Source organism: Paenibacillus sp. J31R109, assembly GCF_059692055.1.
This window is the reverse complement of sequence record NZ_JCAUAR010000018.1, coordinates 37,933-55,527: the sequence shown is the minus strand read 5'-3', so window position 1 is coordinate 55,527 and position 17,595 is coordinate 37,933. Positions and strand designations below refer to the sequence as shown.

The following is a 17,595-nucleotide window of genomic DNA, read 5'->3' as shown; positions in this document are numbered from 1 at the left end:
TCACCTTGCCAAAGCAGCTGTGCGCTGCGGATTTTCTTGCTGCTTTTCCGTACCTATCAGGGTTAGATTCATTCTCGCTATAAGCTCCGCGCGGTACACAAGATCGAATAGTCCCTCTCGTAGGCGAGTAATTCCCAAGCGCTCCACCCATTGTCCTGTCGTTTCACCGAAATTTGCTTCTTCACGGTACCACTGCAGGAACGCGGTTGATAACGCTAGTGCTCCATCCTCCGTCGGCACCATACAAAGAAGTTCCCCTTGTCGAAGCTTACTTCCTCCGCTGCCACCTACATAGATTTCCCATCCACCAGGAACACCAACTAGACCTAAATCCTTAGTAAGCGTACCGGCTCGGTGCAACGGACTTGCCGAAACTCCGACGTGTACGTGTGCTGGCATTTGCACATAGGCTAATCGGCTTTCGAGATTGATGCCCAATCCGATCGAATCTTGAAGCGCACCACGGTCATAATGAATCCCCGTACATGTTGCAACAGATGATATCATTCTACCATATTGAACGCTTGTCGATGCCGATTGACCGATCTCAGCGCCAATAGAACGAACTTCCTCTTCAGGTATGCCAAGAAGATCCAGCTGCGCACCTCCTGAAAGCTTCACTAATGGAATGTGATATTTATCGATCACATCAGCTAGAAGCCTTAACTGCTCGGCGCTCGTGACGCCGCCGTACATGCGTGGCGTGATGGCGAACGTGCCATCAGCGAGCAAACTCGTTGCTGAATCTATCGAAGCAGATTCAGCATTAGACTTGTCGGCAGCAGCGCCTCGCGCCTGGCCGACATAGTAGTGCACCGCCGGCCGGCAGATCGCGCAGCCGGCCGCCTGGGTCCAACCCAGCGCATGCATCGCTTCTTGCGCGGTCTCAAAGCTAGCCCTGCGCATAGCGTCGCGCAGCTCTTCATGGCTGTGCGACGTGCAGCCGCACACCGTCTCTTTGGGCGCTGCCGGCGCGTCCTTGCTCTGCAGCGCCAACTGCAGCATCGCTGCGACGAGCGGCTTGCAGCCACCGCAAGTGCTGGACGCCCGCGTGCAGGCGCGAACATCTTCGACGGATTCACAACCGTGTTCCTTGACGGCTTCGAGAATACCGCCTTTGGTTACACCGTTGCAAGAGCATACCGTCGCCGTCAGTGCTAGTGAAGCAGCGTACGTTTCATCAGCAGCGCCTCCTACGGCCGACGCTTCCTCTAATACGGACACATTGGCTTGTTGCTTGATATAGCCGAGCAGCTTATTCCCCTCGCTGCTATCGCCATAAAGCACGGCTCCTACTATTCTGTTATCGCGTATAGCGATCTTCTTGTATGTTTTTTTGATGCCATCAATGACTTTCAATGAGGTTGTAATTTCGGAATCGCGAATTTCTCCAGCTGAGAATACTTCAACGCCTGAGACCTTTAATTGGGAATATAGAATTGAACCTTGGTAGCCTTCTACATCCACACCGCATATCCGCTTAGCCAGTACTTTACCTTGTTCATACAGCGGGGCTACGAGACCATAAACCATATTCCGATGCTCCGCACATTCCCCAACTGCGTAGATGCCTGGCACGCTAGTTTCCATATAATCATTCACCATAATAGCACGATTGGTCTCAATGCCACTATCCATTGCAAGCTTAATATTCGGGCGTACACCGACTGCAATAACGATCAGATCTGCCTCTACTTTACCCCCATCCTTAAAAAGAAGCCCTTCAACTCGTTTCTTTCCAAGAATTTTCTCCGTATGCTTCCCGAGCAGAAATTTCATCCCTTGCTTTTCCAGCTCTTTGCGCATCATACCTGCAGACGTAGGGCTCAACTGACGTTCCATCAAATGGTGGTAAATATGAACGACATGGACATCCATCCCTAGATTAAGCAAGCCACGTGCTGCTTCTAATCCAAGTAAACCGCCACCGATGACAACAGCTTTCTTATAGTTTTTGGACGTTTCAATGATTTTATTGCAATCTTTAATATCACGAAAAGCTGTCACGCCAGGTTTATCTGCACCTGGCAAAGGAAGCATAAATGGCAATGAACCCGTTGCTAGTATGAGTTGATCGTATTCTACGATCCGCCCCTTCTCGCTCACTACTTTCCGTTGTGCTGTATCTATACGGATCACAGGATCTCCCGCATAAAGCGTAATCCCTTTATCCTGGTACCACTGCCAATCATTAATCGTAATATCATCAACCGTTGTACTGCCTTGCAGCACCTTCGATAACATAATGCGATTATAGTTCGGATGCGGCTCACTGCCGAAAATAGTAATCTCGAAACGTTCAGGAGCAAGAGCTAGAATTTCTTCCACGCAGCGAACGCCAGCCATACCGTTCCCGATTAAGACAAGTTTCTGTCTCCCCATCTCTCATTCACCTCCACATTCCCATAGGCTTATGCCAGCTTGCTTTGTTTGTTAACGACCATACGACCTGATGCCAGAATTAACACAAGGCAAGCGCATGCGAATACCATAAGCATAATGAAACCCAACGTATACGCACCTGAGAAATCTTTCACAATACCTAATACGATAGGTGGAAAAAAGCCCCCTAAACCACCTGCTGCGCCAACGATTCCTGTAACTGCACCTGTATTTCCAGAAGACACTTCAGGAACCATTTTGAAGACAGCTCCGTTTCCTACACCAAGCAGGACTGCAGCAGCCAGACAACACGCACTAAATGATACGAATTGATGCAATGACACGGATAATGCAATCGCAGCGATCATCATCCCAGCAAAAACTACGACAAGTACACTACGTGAACCTATGCGATCGGCCATATAACCGCCTAACGGTCGAATGAGTGTCGCGATTACAACAAATCCTGCCGTTTTCAGGCCGGCATCTGTTGCAGAAAGATGAAATAGATCCTTGAGAAATGTCGGTAAATAAGCGCCGAAGGCAACGAAACCACCAAAAGTTAGAAAGTAAAAAAATGATAAATACCAGGTTGATTGATCTTTGAGCACGACCATGGATTGCTTAAACGTCTTTTTGTGCACGGGTGAAGGCAAATCCTTCGTCCCCATCCAAAAGATAGCCGTCACAACGATAATCATTATCGCCAAACTCCAAAACACCCATTGAAACCCATATTGATTAAACACGAAAGGCAATGAAAAGCTAGCTGCCGCACTGCCTAAATTGCCAAGACCAGCTAAGCCAAGCACAAGTCCCTGTCTCTCTGGCGGAAACCACCTCGATACATAAGTAAGGGAAATGGCAAAGGTCGTCCCCGCCATCCCAATAAATAGCGCACACAGCAGCAGCATCCAGTACGTATGCACGTACCCTGCGATAAGCAGGGGAATTGTTAGAAAAAGCATCGTGATTGCGAATACGCGCTTACCACCGAAACGATCTGTATATATCCCCATCGGAATTCGCATGATCGAGCCTAGAAGCACTGGGGTTGCGATCAGCAGACTCTTCTGCATCGTACTAAGCTGAAACAGCTCTTGTATTTGTCCAGCAATCGGGGAAAAGACACTCCAGATTACGAAGGAAGCCATCATAGCTAACGTGGATAATCCTAGAGCAAGCAAAGATCCCTTATGGCGCATGATTGTTACTCCCCCTTGCTAGGATGCTAGGATACGCTCTTCTGAAATATGCAAATACATCTCTCCGGACGCATCCTCAATCTCAACCTCGAATTTCGCTACACAACCATCATCTGGCGCTTGAACGAGGCCGTTATGCAGGTCAATCTTCCAATCATGAAGCGGACAAAAGACGTGATGATCACAGACGATACCTTCTGAGAGCTTACCCGCTTTGTGCGGGCAACGATTCTCAATCGCTTTGATGACGCCATCTGAAAGCTTGAAAACGGCAATTTCTAAGTCGCCAATGCGTACAACTCGCGATCTTTTCAAAGCAATTTCTGAAATATGGCCAATGTGTATCCGTTTCATATGCCTCATCCCTTCTATTTCAATATCGAAGCTGCCGATTGTTCTTCCATCGGTATAAATGTTTGGCGCAGCGCCTTCTCTTCAATAATCTCTTTCCATGGATCTTTCAACAGTGATAATGCTTTATTGATGCGATCATTAAAGGCAGCACGATCTTCGCTTGACGCTAACGTTGTTTTAATGGTCTCTAGACCCACACGCTCTAACCACTCCGAAGTACGTTCATTGTACTTTCCAGTTTCCCGATAGTATTGCAGGTAAGCACCTGACCATTCGAGTACTTCCTCTTCCGTCTTCACTTTGCATAAAAGATCCGTTCCACGCAGCTTCGTTCCTCCGTTACCACCGACATGGAGTTCCCAGCCGCCGTCAATGGCGACAACCCCGAAATCCTTGATCGTTGCTTCCGCGCAGTTACGCGGGCAGCCTGAGACAGCCATCTTCACTTTCGCTGGTGTGTATAAGCGTTCAAACTTCTTCTCGAGCTGAATGCCCATTCCAATCGCATCTTGGGTACCAAAACGGCAGAACGTGGAGCCTACGCATGTTTTCACTGTGCGAAGTGATTTGCCGTATGCATACCCAGAAGGCATATCGAGATCAGCCCACATGCCAGGCAGGTCTTCTTTCTTCACGCCAAGCAAATCGATACGCTGTCCACCTGTCACTTTCACGAGGGGGACTTCATATTTCTCTGCGATCTCAGCAATTTTCTTTAAATCCTTCGGTGTCGTAACGCCGCCGTACATACGCGGAACGACGGAGTACGTGCCATCCTTTTGGATGTTCGCATGATTACGCTCGTTCACGAAACGAGACTCTCTTTCGTCTTCATGCTCTTCCGGCCACACCATGCCCAAATAGTAGTTCAGGGCTGGACGACACTTGGAGCATCCTTCTGTATTCGACCAGTCGAGAACGTTCATGACTTCTTTGGTCGTCGTAAGTTGCATCGTGCGAATGGCTTCTACAACTTCATCTCTCCCGAGTGTTGTGCAACCACAAATCCCTTCCTTAACGGTTTTCACACCATCAGCACCAAGGACATAAGTGAGCACATCGGCCACAAGCGGCTTGCACCCACCACAAGAAGCGGAAGCTTTGGTACATGCTTTGATATCATTCACGCTGGAGCAGCCTTTTTCTTGAATCGCTTGGACAATGGCTCCTTTGGATACACCATTACAACCACATACGATTTCATCGGCGCTCATGCCAGCAACTAGATCAACACCTGACTTCGTCTTGCCGCCACCATCACCAAGGAGTACCGTTTTTTCTTTCCCCGTTACATCCTCACCGTTGCGAATCATGGCGAACAGTCTTGAGCCATCACTGATGTCCCCAAACAAGACAGCCCCGATCACTTTCCCTTCACGAATAACAACTTTCTTATAAATACCATCAAAATCATCTTGTACGCGAACAGCTCGCGTGCCCGGTTTATCTGCATATTCGCCTGCGGAGAAGACATCAACACCAGAAACTTTGAGCTTAGTAGAAACGACAGAACCTTGATAGCCATCTGTACTTACACCTGCTAAACGCTTCGCCAATACTGCACCTTGTTCATATAGCGGAGCTACCAGCCCATAGGCGACACCACGATGTTCTGTACACTCGCCAATCGAGTAAATATGCGGGACACTCGTTTCTAGAAAATCATTCACCATGATGCCTCGATTGATGTCAATTCCGCTGGTTTTCGCTAGCGTAACATTCGGCCTTATCCCAACAGCCATCACAATAAGATCGGCTTCAACTTCCGAACCATCGGTAAACCGGAGTCCTGTGACACGTTTCTTACCTAAAATCGTTTCACTGTTTTTCTTGAGCAGAAACTTCATCCCTTGTTGTTCTAGTTCTTGTTGCAGAAGCATGGATGCCGTTCGGTCAAGTTGGAGATTCATTAGATACTCGTTAATATGAACGACGGATACTTCCATATTGAGATTCAGTAATCCCCGCGCTGCTTCAAGCCCCAGTAGGCCGCCACCGATAACAACTGCTTTTTTGTAATTCTTAGCCGTTTCGATCATCGTCTCGCAATCTTGAATGTCACGAAAAGCGATTACACCTTCCTTATCTCCTCCAGGTAACGGAAGCATAAAGGGCAGCGATCCTGTTGCTAGAATCAACTCATCATAGGGCACCGTGATTCCACGATCTGTACTTACGAACTTGCGATCCGTATCAATCTTGTTAACGATATGACCTGTATGCAAGGTGATGTTATTGTCCGTGTACCAGGACCAATCATTAATGACAATATCCTTCATATCTGCATCTCCGGCCAAGACCGAGGAAAGTAAGATCCGATTATAGTTAGGGTGAGGTTCTTTACCAAAGATCGTAATTTCGTATGAATTCGGGGCAAGTTTTAGTAATTGTTCTATACAATTTACGCCAGCCATACCATTTCCAACTAAAACTATCTTTTTCTTCATCCTCATTCACACTCCTATTTGATTTTACATAACATGAAATGTTAATTTTAATCTTTTTTAATGAGTTAGAGCTCATCACTCGTAAATAATGTAAAATAACCTAACATTTATTTCTTTTCATAAATATACTCTGCTTCTTCGTAAATTTCAACAAAAATTTACCAATGAGTTGTTATCATGAACATAAATATGTAAAAAGACGAACAATTAAAGTTAAATAACAATTAATTGTACGTTTATTAACCATTGTTTTCGCTTTCATTTTTTATTCGATAAACATTTCAGTTTGTTTATCTATGATAATCATCCTTATATGTTATGTTTACTAACAAATTGATGAAGTCATTTAAACCATTTCATGAGACTTCCTCGCCTATTTTTACATCTCTTTTTTCCTTTGTTGACTTCCGCTCAACAAAAACCATAGCAAAAATTTAAAGAATTAATTTTTCATTTAAATAACCATCGATCTGATGTTAGGTTTTCTGAATAATTAACAGAATTATTGCAATATCTCCGTTGTTTTATAAGAAAATGTTATTTGTCACCAATTTTATGTTAGTTTATATTACATACAAGGATGTTTTAAGAAACTTATGAAAAACGGAGGAGAAACCTATGATGAAAACACAACGTTACTCTACATTGGATACAGATGATTTATGGAGAATCCATTTACTTGTCATTTCTGAAGCCAATGTCGAACCTACGCATCAGCATTATCATGATATTTTGCATATACCTGAACAGTATTTAAACGATGGCGGAGAGTTTCTAGTGGGGATAGGGCCGGATGGGAATATTGTGGCTATGGGCGGGTTAAAGCTTCTACAAGAAGGCAAAGCCGAAATTAAGCGCCTACGTGTTCACCCTAGTCATCAAAAGAAGGGATATGGTCAACAAATCCTTTCTCATTTAGAACAAAAAGCAAGCGAACTTGGCATTAAACATCTCATCCTCGACACGCTTTCCAATCAATTAGGGGCACAAAAGATGTTTGAAAAGAACGGTTATCAGCAAAAAGGGTCCGCTATCGTTGATGGATTCAACGTTCTTCTATATGAAAAGACACTTTCATGAGTCTTAGAAATGAAAAAGAGGTCAGCCCTTGTTCGTACGATCACGAACGGGCCAACCTCTTTTTTTTATTAAGTTGCTATCTCGTACCGATATATGGCAAACGTGAATGGTGCTGGTCGAGTTACCACATAATCTCCTTGCGGGGTCGACTCCCATTGCCGAGGCTGAAGCGTTGAATGGCTAATTACTTCATCCCTTACATCCATTCGAATCAACTCCGTTACTTGCACAACACCCTGCACATTCCATAGTTTAATGGCTGTCGTATCCGCTTCATGAAGCTCACGGATGATCATCAGATAACCATGAGTAGGTCCACAAATACTCTGCAGTCCCGTCCAACTCGCACCATTGGGTTCCTCCCCAATTGGCAACACATGTCCTGCTACAATGTCAGAATGATAAGGCTTTAACGCTTGAATGATGTTGGTTAAACTTGCCATTTGTTTGTCCTCAAGGCTGTTTAGTTCCATCCATGCCAATGGATTTGCGAATGCGACTGCGGCGAAAGCATAGACTTGCCCACAAGCAGCAGGAGCTAATGGATCTTCCGCATACTTCTCCTTATTGCGATTGACATTCAAAAACTCCATTTGCAATCTCGAAGTCGGCATGTAAGGAGCGAGCATCCATACATTACGAAGTGTCCAATGAGGGTAATAATTGCGCCAATCCGTGTAGCGATTTTCTAAGAATATGCTGCCGTATTGCGTTTGTCCAAAGTATCCTAACCGCTTCTGAGCCGTTGTATCGATGTTGAAATCAACGTGTCCCTGCGTTGCAGCCAAAACATAACGCATCATCGTGAGTAATCGCTTCTCACCGAGTTTGGAGCGAATCTCAATACCATCTAATTTAAAAGCACAAATGTGATAATCCTTATAGAGTCGCAATAGCGTAGCGACATCCTTTTCCCAATTGACATAATCATTCTTTGCATCGGGTGAGAACCATAGACCTAAGCCAATCCCTAGTTCTTGCGCTAACACAACAATCGGTGTGAGTCCGTTTGGAAATCTGTCCGGATGTACCTCCCAGAAGTCTCCATCGCCGCTATAATAATCGCTCCACAGTCCCCCATTCCCCTTCGTTGCGGCATTTACGGAATTGACCGTAACCCCCTTCTGCCATCCATCATCAATTTGCAAAATGCTTAAACCAAGCGCCGCAGCGGCATGCAGCTCACGGATCAGAAAGGTCTCATTTATTGCACCATCTTTCGATCGATCCCCCCACGTGTTGCTCATCATGAAGCTATCCCTAGCTGAATGATGCATACGAAGATTGCGATGATAGGTATGCAGCAAATCATATCCCCCAATGGTAGTCCCATCATAAACACCAACCGTAATTCCGTAGGTGGTGAGTTCCTCCTTTTGCGCAAGATCTTCTTGCCGAATTCCCGTCCCCGTCATGCTCAAGCTCTTTCCGCGGAAATGAAAATCCATACAGGTGTTTTGATAATTCCCTAACGATGTTGGTCCTTCTTTCATTACTAACAACCCACTCTGCTGAAGCGTCCGCTTCAAGAACAGCAGATTACCCGGTAAACGCCGTTTCTCATTCACATACAGCAAGCCTGTGTCACGACTTACTAAATTGTTGTTCGTATCGGTCTGATCCAGGAACTGCCTAGTTTCCCATCGACAATGGAGATCCCGAAGCTCCAAGTGATCGCAACTATCAGCTAACTCACCCATTTTTTGCTTATTATTTGTATCTAATCGAAGCAATGATGGTGTATCCATGCCATTATCAGTGAAATCCGCCTTCGTCCAGGCTAGGTATGGCTCAATTTGTTGCGTCAATTCGAGTTCATTAGCAATGACATCATGTTCAGGAATCACGGTGATTTCATGTCGAACAAATGCAGCATCTGCATAAAGTTTTACCGTCAAACGGTATAGCGTTTGTTGAGCCTGATTGTACATATCTACATTCGTTTGTAAGTATGGTTGTGAAATGCCAAAGTCATTACTGACTAAAGTGGTTAGATAAATGGTTTCTGGCAGGAGATCAACCGACCATCCAGGAAGTTGAAACATTGGCGTATTGGATTCGTTTGCGAGCCATTCCACGCCTTTGTTTTTATCTAAAATGGAGACACTGACTGGCCAACCATGGCTAAATGACCATTTCCTTTCAATCTTGCCATTGCCGACATACAAGCAAGTCCCTTCCAGATGAACATAACAATCCAACCATTCCTTCAATAACATCGTCTCAGCGACCTCCAATATGGTAATATATTATCTATTAAAGACATTATATATCCAATGAATCGCAGAAAATATAGTAACATTTTGAACATAGGTGGTAATATATTGTGCATAAATCATATGGTTTTAGATATACAGGCGGTGCCGATCGTCACTTGTATAAACTCATTTCGATCGGGCACAGCTCGGTGAGTGAAGAGAATTATCGATGGGACGGTCTTAAGCGCGGCGGCCAAGGAATCATCTTTCAGTTTTCGTTAAAAGGTGCAGGGAAACTTCGTATTGGGAAAGAGATGTACACGGTTCCAAAAGGACATGCATTCGTCGTCGCCATTCCTAGCGATCATGAATATACATTCGATGCGTCGATTGGAGAATCATGGGAGTTCATTTGGCTTCGATTCGAGGGTGTTAAAGAGGATTGGTTGCGACAAGACATACTTCAAACGTACGAACCTGTTCTAGAATTGGATGCTGATACGGTACCAATCCATCTGCTTTGGCGATTGTATACCGATACAGCTGAGAACAAGTTGAATGACCGATTTGACCTTTCGCTTCGGATCTATGAATGGTTGTTGTCCCTTCAGCGCTGCTTTATAGAAGGGGGAGCCCCATCACAATTGGACATTCCCCCACCATACAGGCGAGTTGCTGCATTTATTCAGAAGCATCTTGCCGATGATCTTACCTTAGATCAGTTAGCCGACGTCGCTGAGTTGGACAAATATTATTTATGCAAAATGTTTCCTCTCTACTACCGGATTACACCGATGGATTATGTCCGAAACCGACGGATCGAACAGGCAGCTGAACTCTTGCGAGACCCTGGATTATCCATCACGGTCATTGCTGCACTTTGCGGATACAGCAGTTTGAGCTACTTCGGGAAAGTATTTCATAAAATGGTCGGCATGTCTCCCCTTGCATTTCGTCATTCCGAAATAAGCGAGAGTGATGACTATTTACGTTTCTTGGAGTGAGTACGTTTCTTCATGTCGCAACCCTTTTAGAGCAATTGGCGGGTAACCCATGATTTGTTTGAATTGTTTGGAAAACGAATACGGATCGGGATACCCTAGAGACAGCGCGACTTTATGCACCTTTTGCCCACTCTCGATAAGCAGTTGTCTTGCATGATTCATGCGAACTGTGACCTGGTATGCCATAGGCGTCTGACCGACTTGCTTTTTAAACAACTCCCGAAAATATTTTTCCGAAAGTCCGGCCATCTCCGCCAATTGATTCGGCAAATAGCGTTGCTGCGGATTATGTGCCATGAAACGTTGGACTCGCTCAATTCGTTCATCCAGGGATAACAGCTTGTTTTCCTCTGTGAATTCCAGTTGCATTTTCAGCAGTATTTCACTCAATACTGTCCCGCATAAAGCCTCGCCAGAGGGCTTTGCAACATGCTTAGAATAGGCAAATAGCTTCTCGAACAACAATTGAAAAGCCAGCGTGTCATGTGAGAGGTAAGAAAGACTAAATGGCTGCACATCAGGGCTCACCATCCCCTTCGTACGATTGTCATAAAAGCCAAAACGAACAGGTATGATCGAAGGTGGATTTCGTATGTCTTGAACTGCCGTGTGAACCATCCCCGGGCTGACGAGGATGATTTTCCCTTTTTCAAATGGGACCGAGAAATGATTAATGTCATACTGACCTTCACCGCCTTTGATGTACACAAGGTGATAGTCACTATTGATACGATCTTGAAACTTCCAATGCCGTGGGACAATGCGGTTATAACAGCTATGGATTTTGATATGACAGTCATAGGGCATGCTTGCCATCAATTGATGAAATAAACGGCGAGATCGCGCGAAAGAATCCTCCAAATTTGACATCTTAATCGCCTCCCCTTCTATGTAAATACTGTGATTATTCGCCTATACTTAGAGGTAACCGTATTCAAATAACTTTCATTGAGGGATGTCCATGACAAAAAAGCCGAATATTTTATTCTTATTTACGGATGATCAGCGCTTTGATACCATTCATGCTTTGGGAAATTCTGAGATCATTACACCTCACATGGATCAGCTTGTTGCCAGTGGCACCGCCTTTACCCAAGCACATATTCCAAGCGGTACTTCACCAGCCATTTGTATGCCAAGCAGAGCGATGCTGCATTCCGGGCGCACGCTTTTTCACATTGAGAAAAATGGTCAGAACATCCCGCCCGAGCACAAAACGCTCGGCGAAACGCTGCGTGGTGCTGGTTATCGAACTTTTGCAACGGGAAAATGGCACAATGGTCCTGCTTCTTTCGGCAGGAGCTTTTCGGACGGGAATTCGGTCTTCTTTGGCGGGATGTGGGATCATTGGAATGTACCGCTCTGTCACTTCGATCCGACGGGTACATATGAGAATCTCATCCCTTTTACTCAGAATTTTCTTCGTGAGAGTAAGACGACTGATGTACATTGCGATTATTTCTCCACGGGCAAGCACTCCACCGATGTATTTAGTGAAGAAGCTGTGCAATTCCTGGAAAATTACGACTCCGATGAACCCTTTTTCATGTATGTCTCTTATTTGGCGCCGCACGATCCAAGAACCATGCCCGCACGCTTTAGAGAGATGTACAATGTAGATGAGCTTACTCTACCACCTAATTTCATGGGTGAGCATCCTTTTAACTATGGCGCAAAGCAAATACGCGACGAAGAACTAGCTTCATTTCCGCGGACAGAGTCTGAGATTAAGAGGCATCTATTAGAGTATTATGCGATGATCACTCATCTTGATGAGGAAATCGGCAGGATTCTTGCTACTTTAGAGAAATCCGGTCAAGCAGAGAATACCATTATCCTCCTTGCCGGAGATAACGGGCTTGCCGTAGGTCAACATGGCCTTATGGGAAAACAAAGCCATTACGAACATAGCATCCGCGTCCCCCTCATCTTTGCAGGACCCGGTATTCCGAAAGGGCTCCAGCTTGACAACTACGCCTACTTGCTTGATATCTACCCAACGCTCTGCGAGTTAGTTGGCGTAGAAACGCCAGCCACCGTCGAGGGATTGAATTTGCTTCCGATGATGCATAATCCAACCGTACGTTTGCGGGAATCGCTCTATTTTGCCTATAGTGATCTGATACGCAGTGTGAAAAACGACCGATACAAGCTCATTGAATATGTCGGCCATGTGCGAGAAACGCAATTATTCGATCTGATACAGGATCCATTCGAAACGACCAATTTGATTCATGAGCCCGTGTATGAGTCGGTGGCAGCCGAGCTGCGGGAGTTGCTGTTTCATTACCGTGAGGAATGGGATGATCGTCTCCACCCTCTAGGTAAATCCTTTTGGGAAGCTTATGAAGGGTAATATTGAAGCTCCCGTGAGATAGACGGGAGCTTCTTTTTTGCGATATTGATCAGCCAATGAAACCACGCGACACGTGCTTACTCACATATACATAATAAGCACCTCGAATGTTACCCTCATCATCTTCTAAATAGGTTTGCAAATGTGCCGGACCCGCACGCAATGACAGCGTGAACGTGATGTGTTTGTCTGCCTCTGTCACAGCACTCGTCATCTCAACATCACGGATTTTCAAGGTAGCTTGGGTCACCGCAATCGCTACACCTCCGCTATACCATCCTTGTAAAATCCCATCAATCCCACCTGTGATATCGCGGTCTTCTTCTAGCGGCCAACGCCGGAGCTCGAAGGCATACTCGCCATCCGTCTCGACCAGCAGTTCGACATAACTATTGCATATTTTACCTGCGCGAATATCGCCCTGATTCCAAGCGCAATCAACTACATCACCTCGCCAATCGTGCGAAGTTATTTTCGTAATAAGCTCTTGCTCTGATCCAATACTTATCGGAATCTCTTCGTCAAATTGTCTCGATACCTTGCTCCACCACACCTCATAATCCATTCGCATCTGCGCAACGACAGATGGAAATTGTTCCGCTACATCACGTCTTTGCTCAGGATCCAGCTGCAACACATACAATTCCTTGCCATTGATTAACCGCCAGTTGCCTCGCATAACCGCGCTATCCTTCCATTTCACCGGTGTTGGCACACGCTGCGAATCGGTGACGACAGCCCGGTCGGGCCAAGGATGCTCCACATGATCAAGTAGCGGCTTCAGACTTTGCCCATCCAAACTCAACACCTTCGGAGAAGATACCCCACAAAGCTCCATAAGCGTAGGCATAATATCCACATATGAGGTTAAGTGGGATATGTCTTGACCTACTGTATAGCCGCCATTGGGCCAATGGAGAAAGAACGGAACGCGATGCCCCCCTTCATAGGGCGAACTCTTCTTCCCTCTCATCCCGTAATTGAAGCCGCTTGTGACGAAACCATCCGCATCAAGCTCGCATCCATTGGCTGAACCATTATCCGTAGTAAACACCAGAATCGTGTTATCAGATAATCCCAATTCCTCCAATCTACGGCGGAGTCCTCCGACATTTTCATCAATATTGGTGATCATCCCATAAAATTTGGCCCGCTTCTCGGACACCTCTTCTCGATAGGGATCCACATACTTATCCTCTACATGCAGCGGTGTATGAGGCGCATTTGTGGGGATATAACACAGAAAAGGTTTATCTTGATGACGTTCAATGAAATCCAGCCCTAAGCGAAACCAGATATCTGTGCAATAACCTTCAAACTTTCTAGGTACACCGTGATCGTAGTACGTATCGTCAAAATAATCATTTCCCCAATAATCGGGCGTCTGCCCAATCCCACCTCCACCATGGACGACGACTTCATCGAAGCCTCGATCTTGCGGCCTGTAGGGATAATTATCACCCAAATGCCATTTCCCAAAAATACCAGTGCGATAGCCCTCAGCCCGAAACACATCCGCTAAACTCACTTCATCCTTGCGGAGCAAGGATCTGCCGCCAATTGTGTGCCAGACACCGGTACTATTATGATAATGCCCTGTCAACAGGCCTGCCCGTGTTGGCGCGCAGGTCGGCCCGACATGATAATCTGTAAGACGCAGACTTTCGGTATAAAGCTGATCGATGTTTGGCGTTCGAACGATCGGGTTGCCTGAGCAACCCAGATCGCCGTAGCCTTGATCGTCTGTTATCACGATTACGATGTTTGGCTTTTTCGCATTCACATGTGACGCTCCTTATTCTTCATATTGTTCATACACATCAAACAATTTAACATCATCAAAGTAGACATTTCCCGTGGTTGTCGTATCCGCAGCATCTCCAAGATAAATTTCATCGAAAGAAGTAATAATGTCCGTCGTCGCGATCAAAGTGCCATCAATATACAACTTCGTATCGACACCCGATGAGAGATCAAACTTAAATTCGTGCCACCCCCCTGAGCGATTAACAGAAGAAGCTACCCAGGTTTGGCCATCTACTAAATACGAATATTTATTCGTTGATGTATTCGTAACCACACCAATCATGGCGTTCTCTTCCGTTGAAGTGCTGCTGAGTCTAGCGCGAACCTTCATATCGTTGAAATTGAGGTTATCATGGAACCACACCGTCAATATGCCATAGGTTTCATCACCTATTACATGAACAATCTCATCCTGCTCCTGATTAGGGAAAAAACTTTGCGTGCCCGCATGCGCTTGAGCAGTTGTTGCCGTTGGTGTACCATACGTTGGCGTCCACGCATCGAAGCCGTTCTCAAAGTCTTCTGAGAAAGAAGCATCCGGACTAGGCTCAACGATGCTCGTTTCAATACTCATCGCGGCAGCTGTATCGGTGTAGGGATAATCACTTTTTAAACCAATCGAACTCTGATCGATTTGCACAAACCCGCGTGCCAAGCTTGGCGAAGTGGATTGCAGGGTGTAATTATGATTAGCCGCATCGACGAACTGCGGGTTGGCGGTTGTGGAATTTTGATCATATTTGTGACTGTAGAGATTTTTCCAAGTTGCTAATGTATCACTTCCAGGTATATTGACGAAAGCATAGGATCCTGTCGAACTATAAAATGTATTATTGTTCGAAGCTTGCACTCGACTACTCGACCAGGAGGAGAAATTATAGAACACTCTGGCCTTAAAAATAATGTTGTTCAGCAGTTGGTTATCCCGAGTTGGCTGATCACCAATAACATTCAACTGCACACCTTTAGCACCGCCAGTGGCGTCAGCGATATTATTTTGAACCAGATTCTCAATTCCTTTGACGTTATAGGTAATTTTCGTGCCGCCTTTCAGCCCATAGACAATGTTGTTCGTTACGGTATTGTGATCTGACACATCGTCCAGATAAAGCCCCTTCTGCAGCCCAAATCTGCCGCTATCATGCAATCGGTTATTATTAATCGTTGCGTAGACAATACCGCCTGTTTTGAGAATACCTGTATCCTGCGCGTCTTGGTTCACTTTGGAAACATCATTGTATTGAATCACATTATAACGGCCTGGGTTAAAATTATACCGATTGGCTGTCGTCACTGTGACGCCTTCGATCACCGCTGGCATTTCGGTCCATTTGCTTCCTTTTACTTGAATGCCATAATGCGTCGCGTTCGTGACTTTATTATAAGAAGCTTCTGTGCTGCCGGCATTTGCAAAATAAATACCTGAACCATTCGTCGATGTACGAGCGATATCATCAATCTCATTGTTAGATACCAAATGACCGGTATGCGTGTAATCAGCCGTATTGGCGGCCCCCGTAATTCGCACGCCACTATCCCCTACATCATGAATGTAATTCCCATAAATAATCGTGTCATACGCACGGGTTTTCACGGGGGTAGTCTGAAAATCATTTGGTGGAAACGAAATGCCGTTGGAAGCTGAATTCAGAATCCGGTTGTTTTTGATCGTAATATGATCCGCGTTGAGGATGACGATATTGCCTGTTTTTCCACTATTCATATCTTGATACGTGCTATTGGAAACCATGAATGTCAATCCTTCAAACTGGATATTCGTAACACGATTCGTTGCCGTGCTCCCATTCAGCGTTACAATTCTGTCTACCTTCGGGGCAATAATTTCCTGAGCGCTTATGCTGCCATTCCTTGGATAGTAGTACAGATAGCCTGCCGCTTTATCGAGATAGAATTCGCCTGGCTGATCCAGCAGTTCAATCGCCCCTTGCAGGAAATAGCGAGAGTTTGCACCAAGCGTTCCCAAATAAGGCCAACGTTGATTCTCACTCAAAGTGATTTTCTTACTCGCTGTATTAATCGCGGTGACAGGCAAGATCTCATTAGCCCAATTGACAGCCCCTGGCCACACATAAACCTGCAGATTACTGATATCTGCTATTGCCGGCACATCGCCATTGTTGTAAATGAACGCTTTTTTCGGCTGTGAAGCATCACTACTTTTAATCTTCTTATAGCCATTATTCGGGAACCTTGCGAGTGTGGCTCTTTCCCCATTTTCATACAACGTATCGAAACTCCAGCTCGTGCCTACATTCGTTTTATAAATATTTCCCGCGTGCAGCTGCCAATTGGTTAGCTTCTGACCTCCTATCAGACGAGCGCTGCCTAGTGCATCATAATTTTTATAAATCACTTTATAACCGTTAGTTCCTGAATCAGACTCCGTGAAGGTAATTGTGGTGTCATTAAAGTAGTCTCCTGCACGTAAGTAAACCAGGATATCCCCCGTCATATTGGTATTCATAGTCCTGATTACATCCCTTGCTTTGGCGATTGTCTTAAAAGGCTGCGCGAGCGTGCCAGCATTCGTATCGCTGCCATTTGCCGCAACATAAAAAGTGGCTTGCGTAGCAGCATACGTGACCGAAGATCCAAAGGCGAAAAATTGCACAGTAAACAGTACAGTTACAACTAGCATGAACAATGAATAGCGTTTGCGCGATAAACCTAAACTCATAAATAATCTCCTCTCACCTACATAGTGTATTATTCCTATATACATAGTTGAGATTATGATATTTT

The 17,595-nt window shown here is 45.4% G+C and carries 11 protein-coding genes; 3 read left to right on the top strand and 8 right to left on the bottom strand.

Going from position 1 to position 17,595, the window contains the following annotated elements; translation table 11 throughout:
- The 4 genes from nirB (AC58QT_RS29810) to nirB (AC58QT_RS29795) are packed head-to-tail and all read right to left on the bottom strand — an operon-like array spanning nt 1 to nt 6,388.
- Nucleotides 1-2,382: a nitrite reductase large subunit NirB gene (gene nirB, locus AC58QT_RS29810; RefSeq protein ID WP_497412151.1), complete on the bottom strand. Its 2,382-nt coding sequence runs from the start codon at nt 2,380-2,382 to the stop codon at nt 1-3.
- 29 nt (nt 2,383-2,411) lie between these two features.
- Nucleotides 2,412-3,587 carry an MFS transporter gene (locus AC58QT_RS29805; RefSeq protein WP_497412150.1) on the bottom strand — a complete coding sequence of 392 codons (1,176 nt, stop codon included), beginning with the start codon at nt 3,585-3,587 and terminating at the stop codon, nt 2,412-2,414.
- Nucleotides 3,588-3,605: 18 nt separating this feature from the next.
- A complete protein-coding gene (nirD, locus tag AC58QT_RS29800) occupies nt 3,606-3,941 on the bottom strand; it encodes a nitrite reductase small subunit NirD (RefSeq protein ID WP_497287022.1) in 336 nt (111 codons plus the stop codon).
- A gap of 14 nt (nt 3,942-3,955) precedes the next feature.
- Nucleotides 3,956-6,388, bottom strand: a complete 2,433-nt coding sequence (gene nirB, locus AC58QT_RS29795) for a nitrite reductase large subunit NirB (RefSeq protein WP_497412149.1) — start codon at nt 6,386-6,388, stop codon at nt 3,956-3,958.
- 618 nt (nt 6,389-7,006) lie between these two features.
- On the opposite strand from nirB (AC58QT_RS29795), the gene AC58QT_RS29790 reads away from it, so the two are divergent.
- Nucleotides 7,007-7,468 carry a GNAT family N-acetyltransferase gene (locus AC58QT_RS29790; protein ID WP_497412148.1) on the top strand — a complete coding sequence of 154 codons (462 nt, stop codon included), beginning with the start codon at nt 7,007-7,009 and terminating at the stop codon, nt 7,466-7,468.
- Between the two features lie 68 nt (nt 7,469-7,536).
- On the opposite strand, the gene AC58QT_RS29785 is transcribed toward AC58QT_RS29790, so the two are convergent.
- Nucleotides 7,537-9,687 (bottom strand): alpha-galactosidase, encoded by a 2,151-nt coding sequence (locus AC58QT_RS29785; RefSeq protein WP_497412147.1) that lies wholly within the window; start codon nt 9,685-9,687, stop codon nt 7,537-7,539.
- A gap of 107 nt (nt 9,688-9,794) precedes the next feature.
- Here AC58QT_RS29785 and AC58QT_RS29780 point away from each other — a divergent pair, with 107 nt between their 5' ends.
- Nucleotides 9,795-10,670, top strand: coding sequence for a helix-turn-helix transcriptional regulator (locus tag AC58QT_RS29780; RefSeq protein WP_497412146.1), 876 nt, complete (start codon nt 9,795-9,797; stop codon nt 10,668-10,670).
- Here the strand turns inward: AC58QT_RS29780 and AC58QT_RS29775 are convergent.
- Nucleotides 10,653-11,540 carry a helix-turn-helix domain-containing protein gene (locus AC58QT_RS29775; protein WP_497412145.1) on the bottom strand — a complete coding sequence of 296 codons (888 nt, stop codon included), beginning with the start codon at nt 11,538-11,540 and terminating at the stop codon, nt 10,653-10,655. The two genes, AC58QT_RS29780 and AC58QT_RS29775, sit on opposite strands and share 18 nt — an antisense overlap.
- A 91-nt stretch (nt 11,541-11,631) precedes the next feature.
- Between AC58QT_RS29775 and AC58QT_RS29770 the strand changes: the two genes are divergently transcribed.
- The gene (locus tag AC58QT_RS29770; RefSeq protein WP_497412144.1) at nt 11,632-13,026 is read left to right on the top strand and encodes a sulfatase family protein; all 1,395 of its coding nucleotides are present in this window, start codon (nt 11,632-11,634) and stop codon (nt 13,024-13,026) included.
- 49 nt (nt 13,027-13,075) lie between these two features.
- Here AC58QT_RS29770 and AC58QT_RS29765 read toward each other — a convergent pair whose 3' ends face one another.
- A complete protein-coding gene (locus tag AC58QT_RS29765; protein WP_497412143.1) occupies nt 13,076-14,809 on the bottom strand; it encodes an arylsulfatase in 1,734 nt (577 codons plus the stop codon).
- 12 nt (nt 14,810-14,821) lie between these two features.
- Entirely contained in the window at nt 14,822-17,530 is a 2,709-nt protein-coding gene (locus AC58QT_RS29760; RefSeq protein WP_497412142.1) for a right-handed parallel beta-helix repeat-containing protein, read from the bottom strand.
- Nucleotides 17,531-17,595 lie beyond the last annotated feature (65 nt).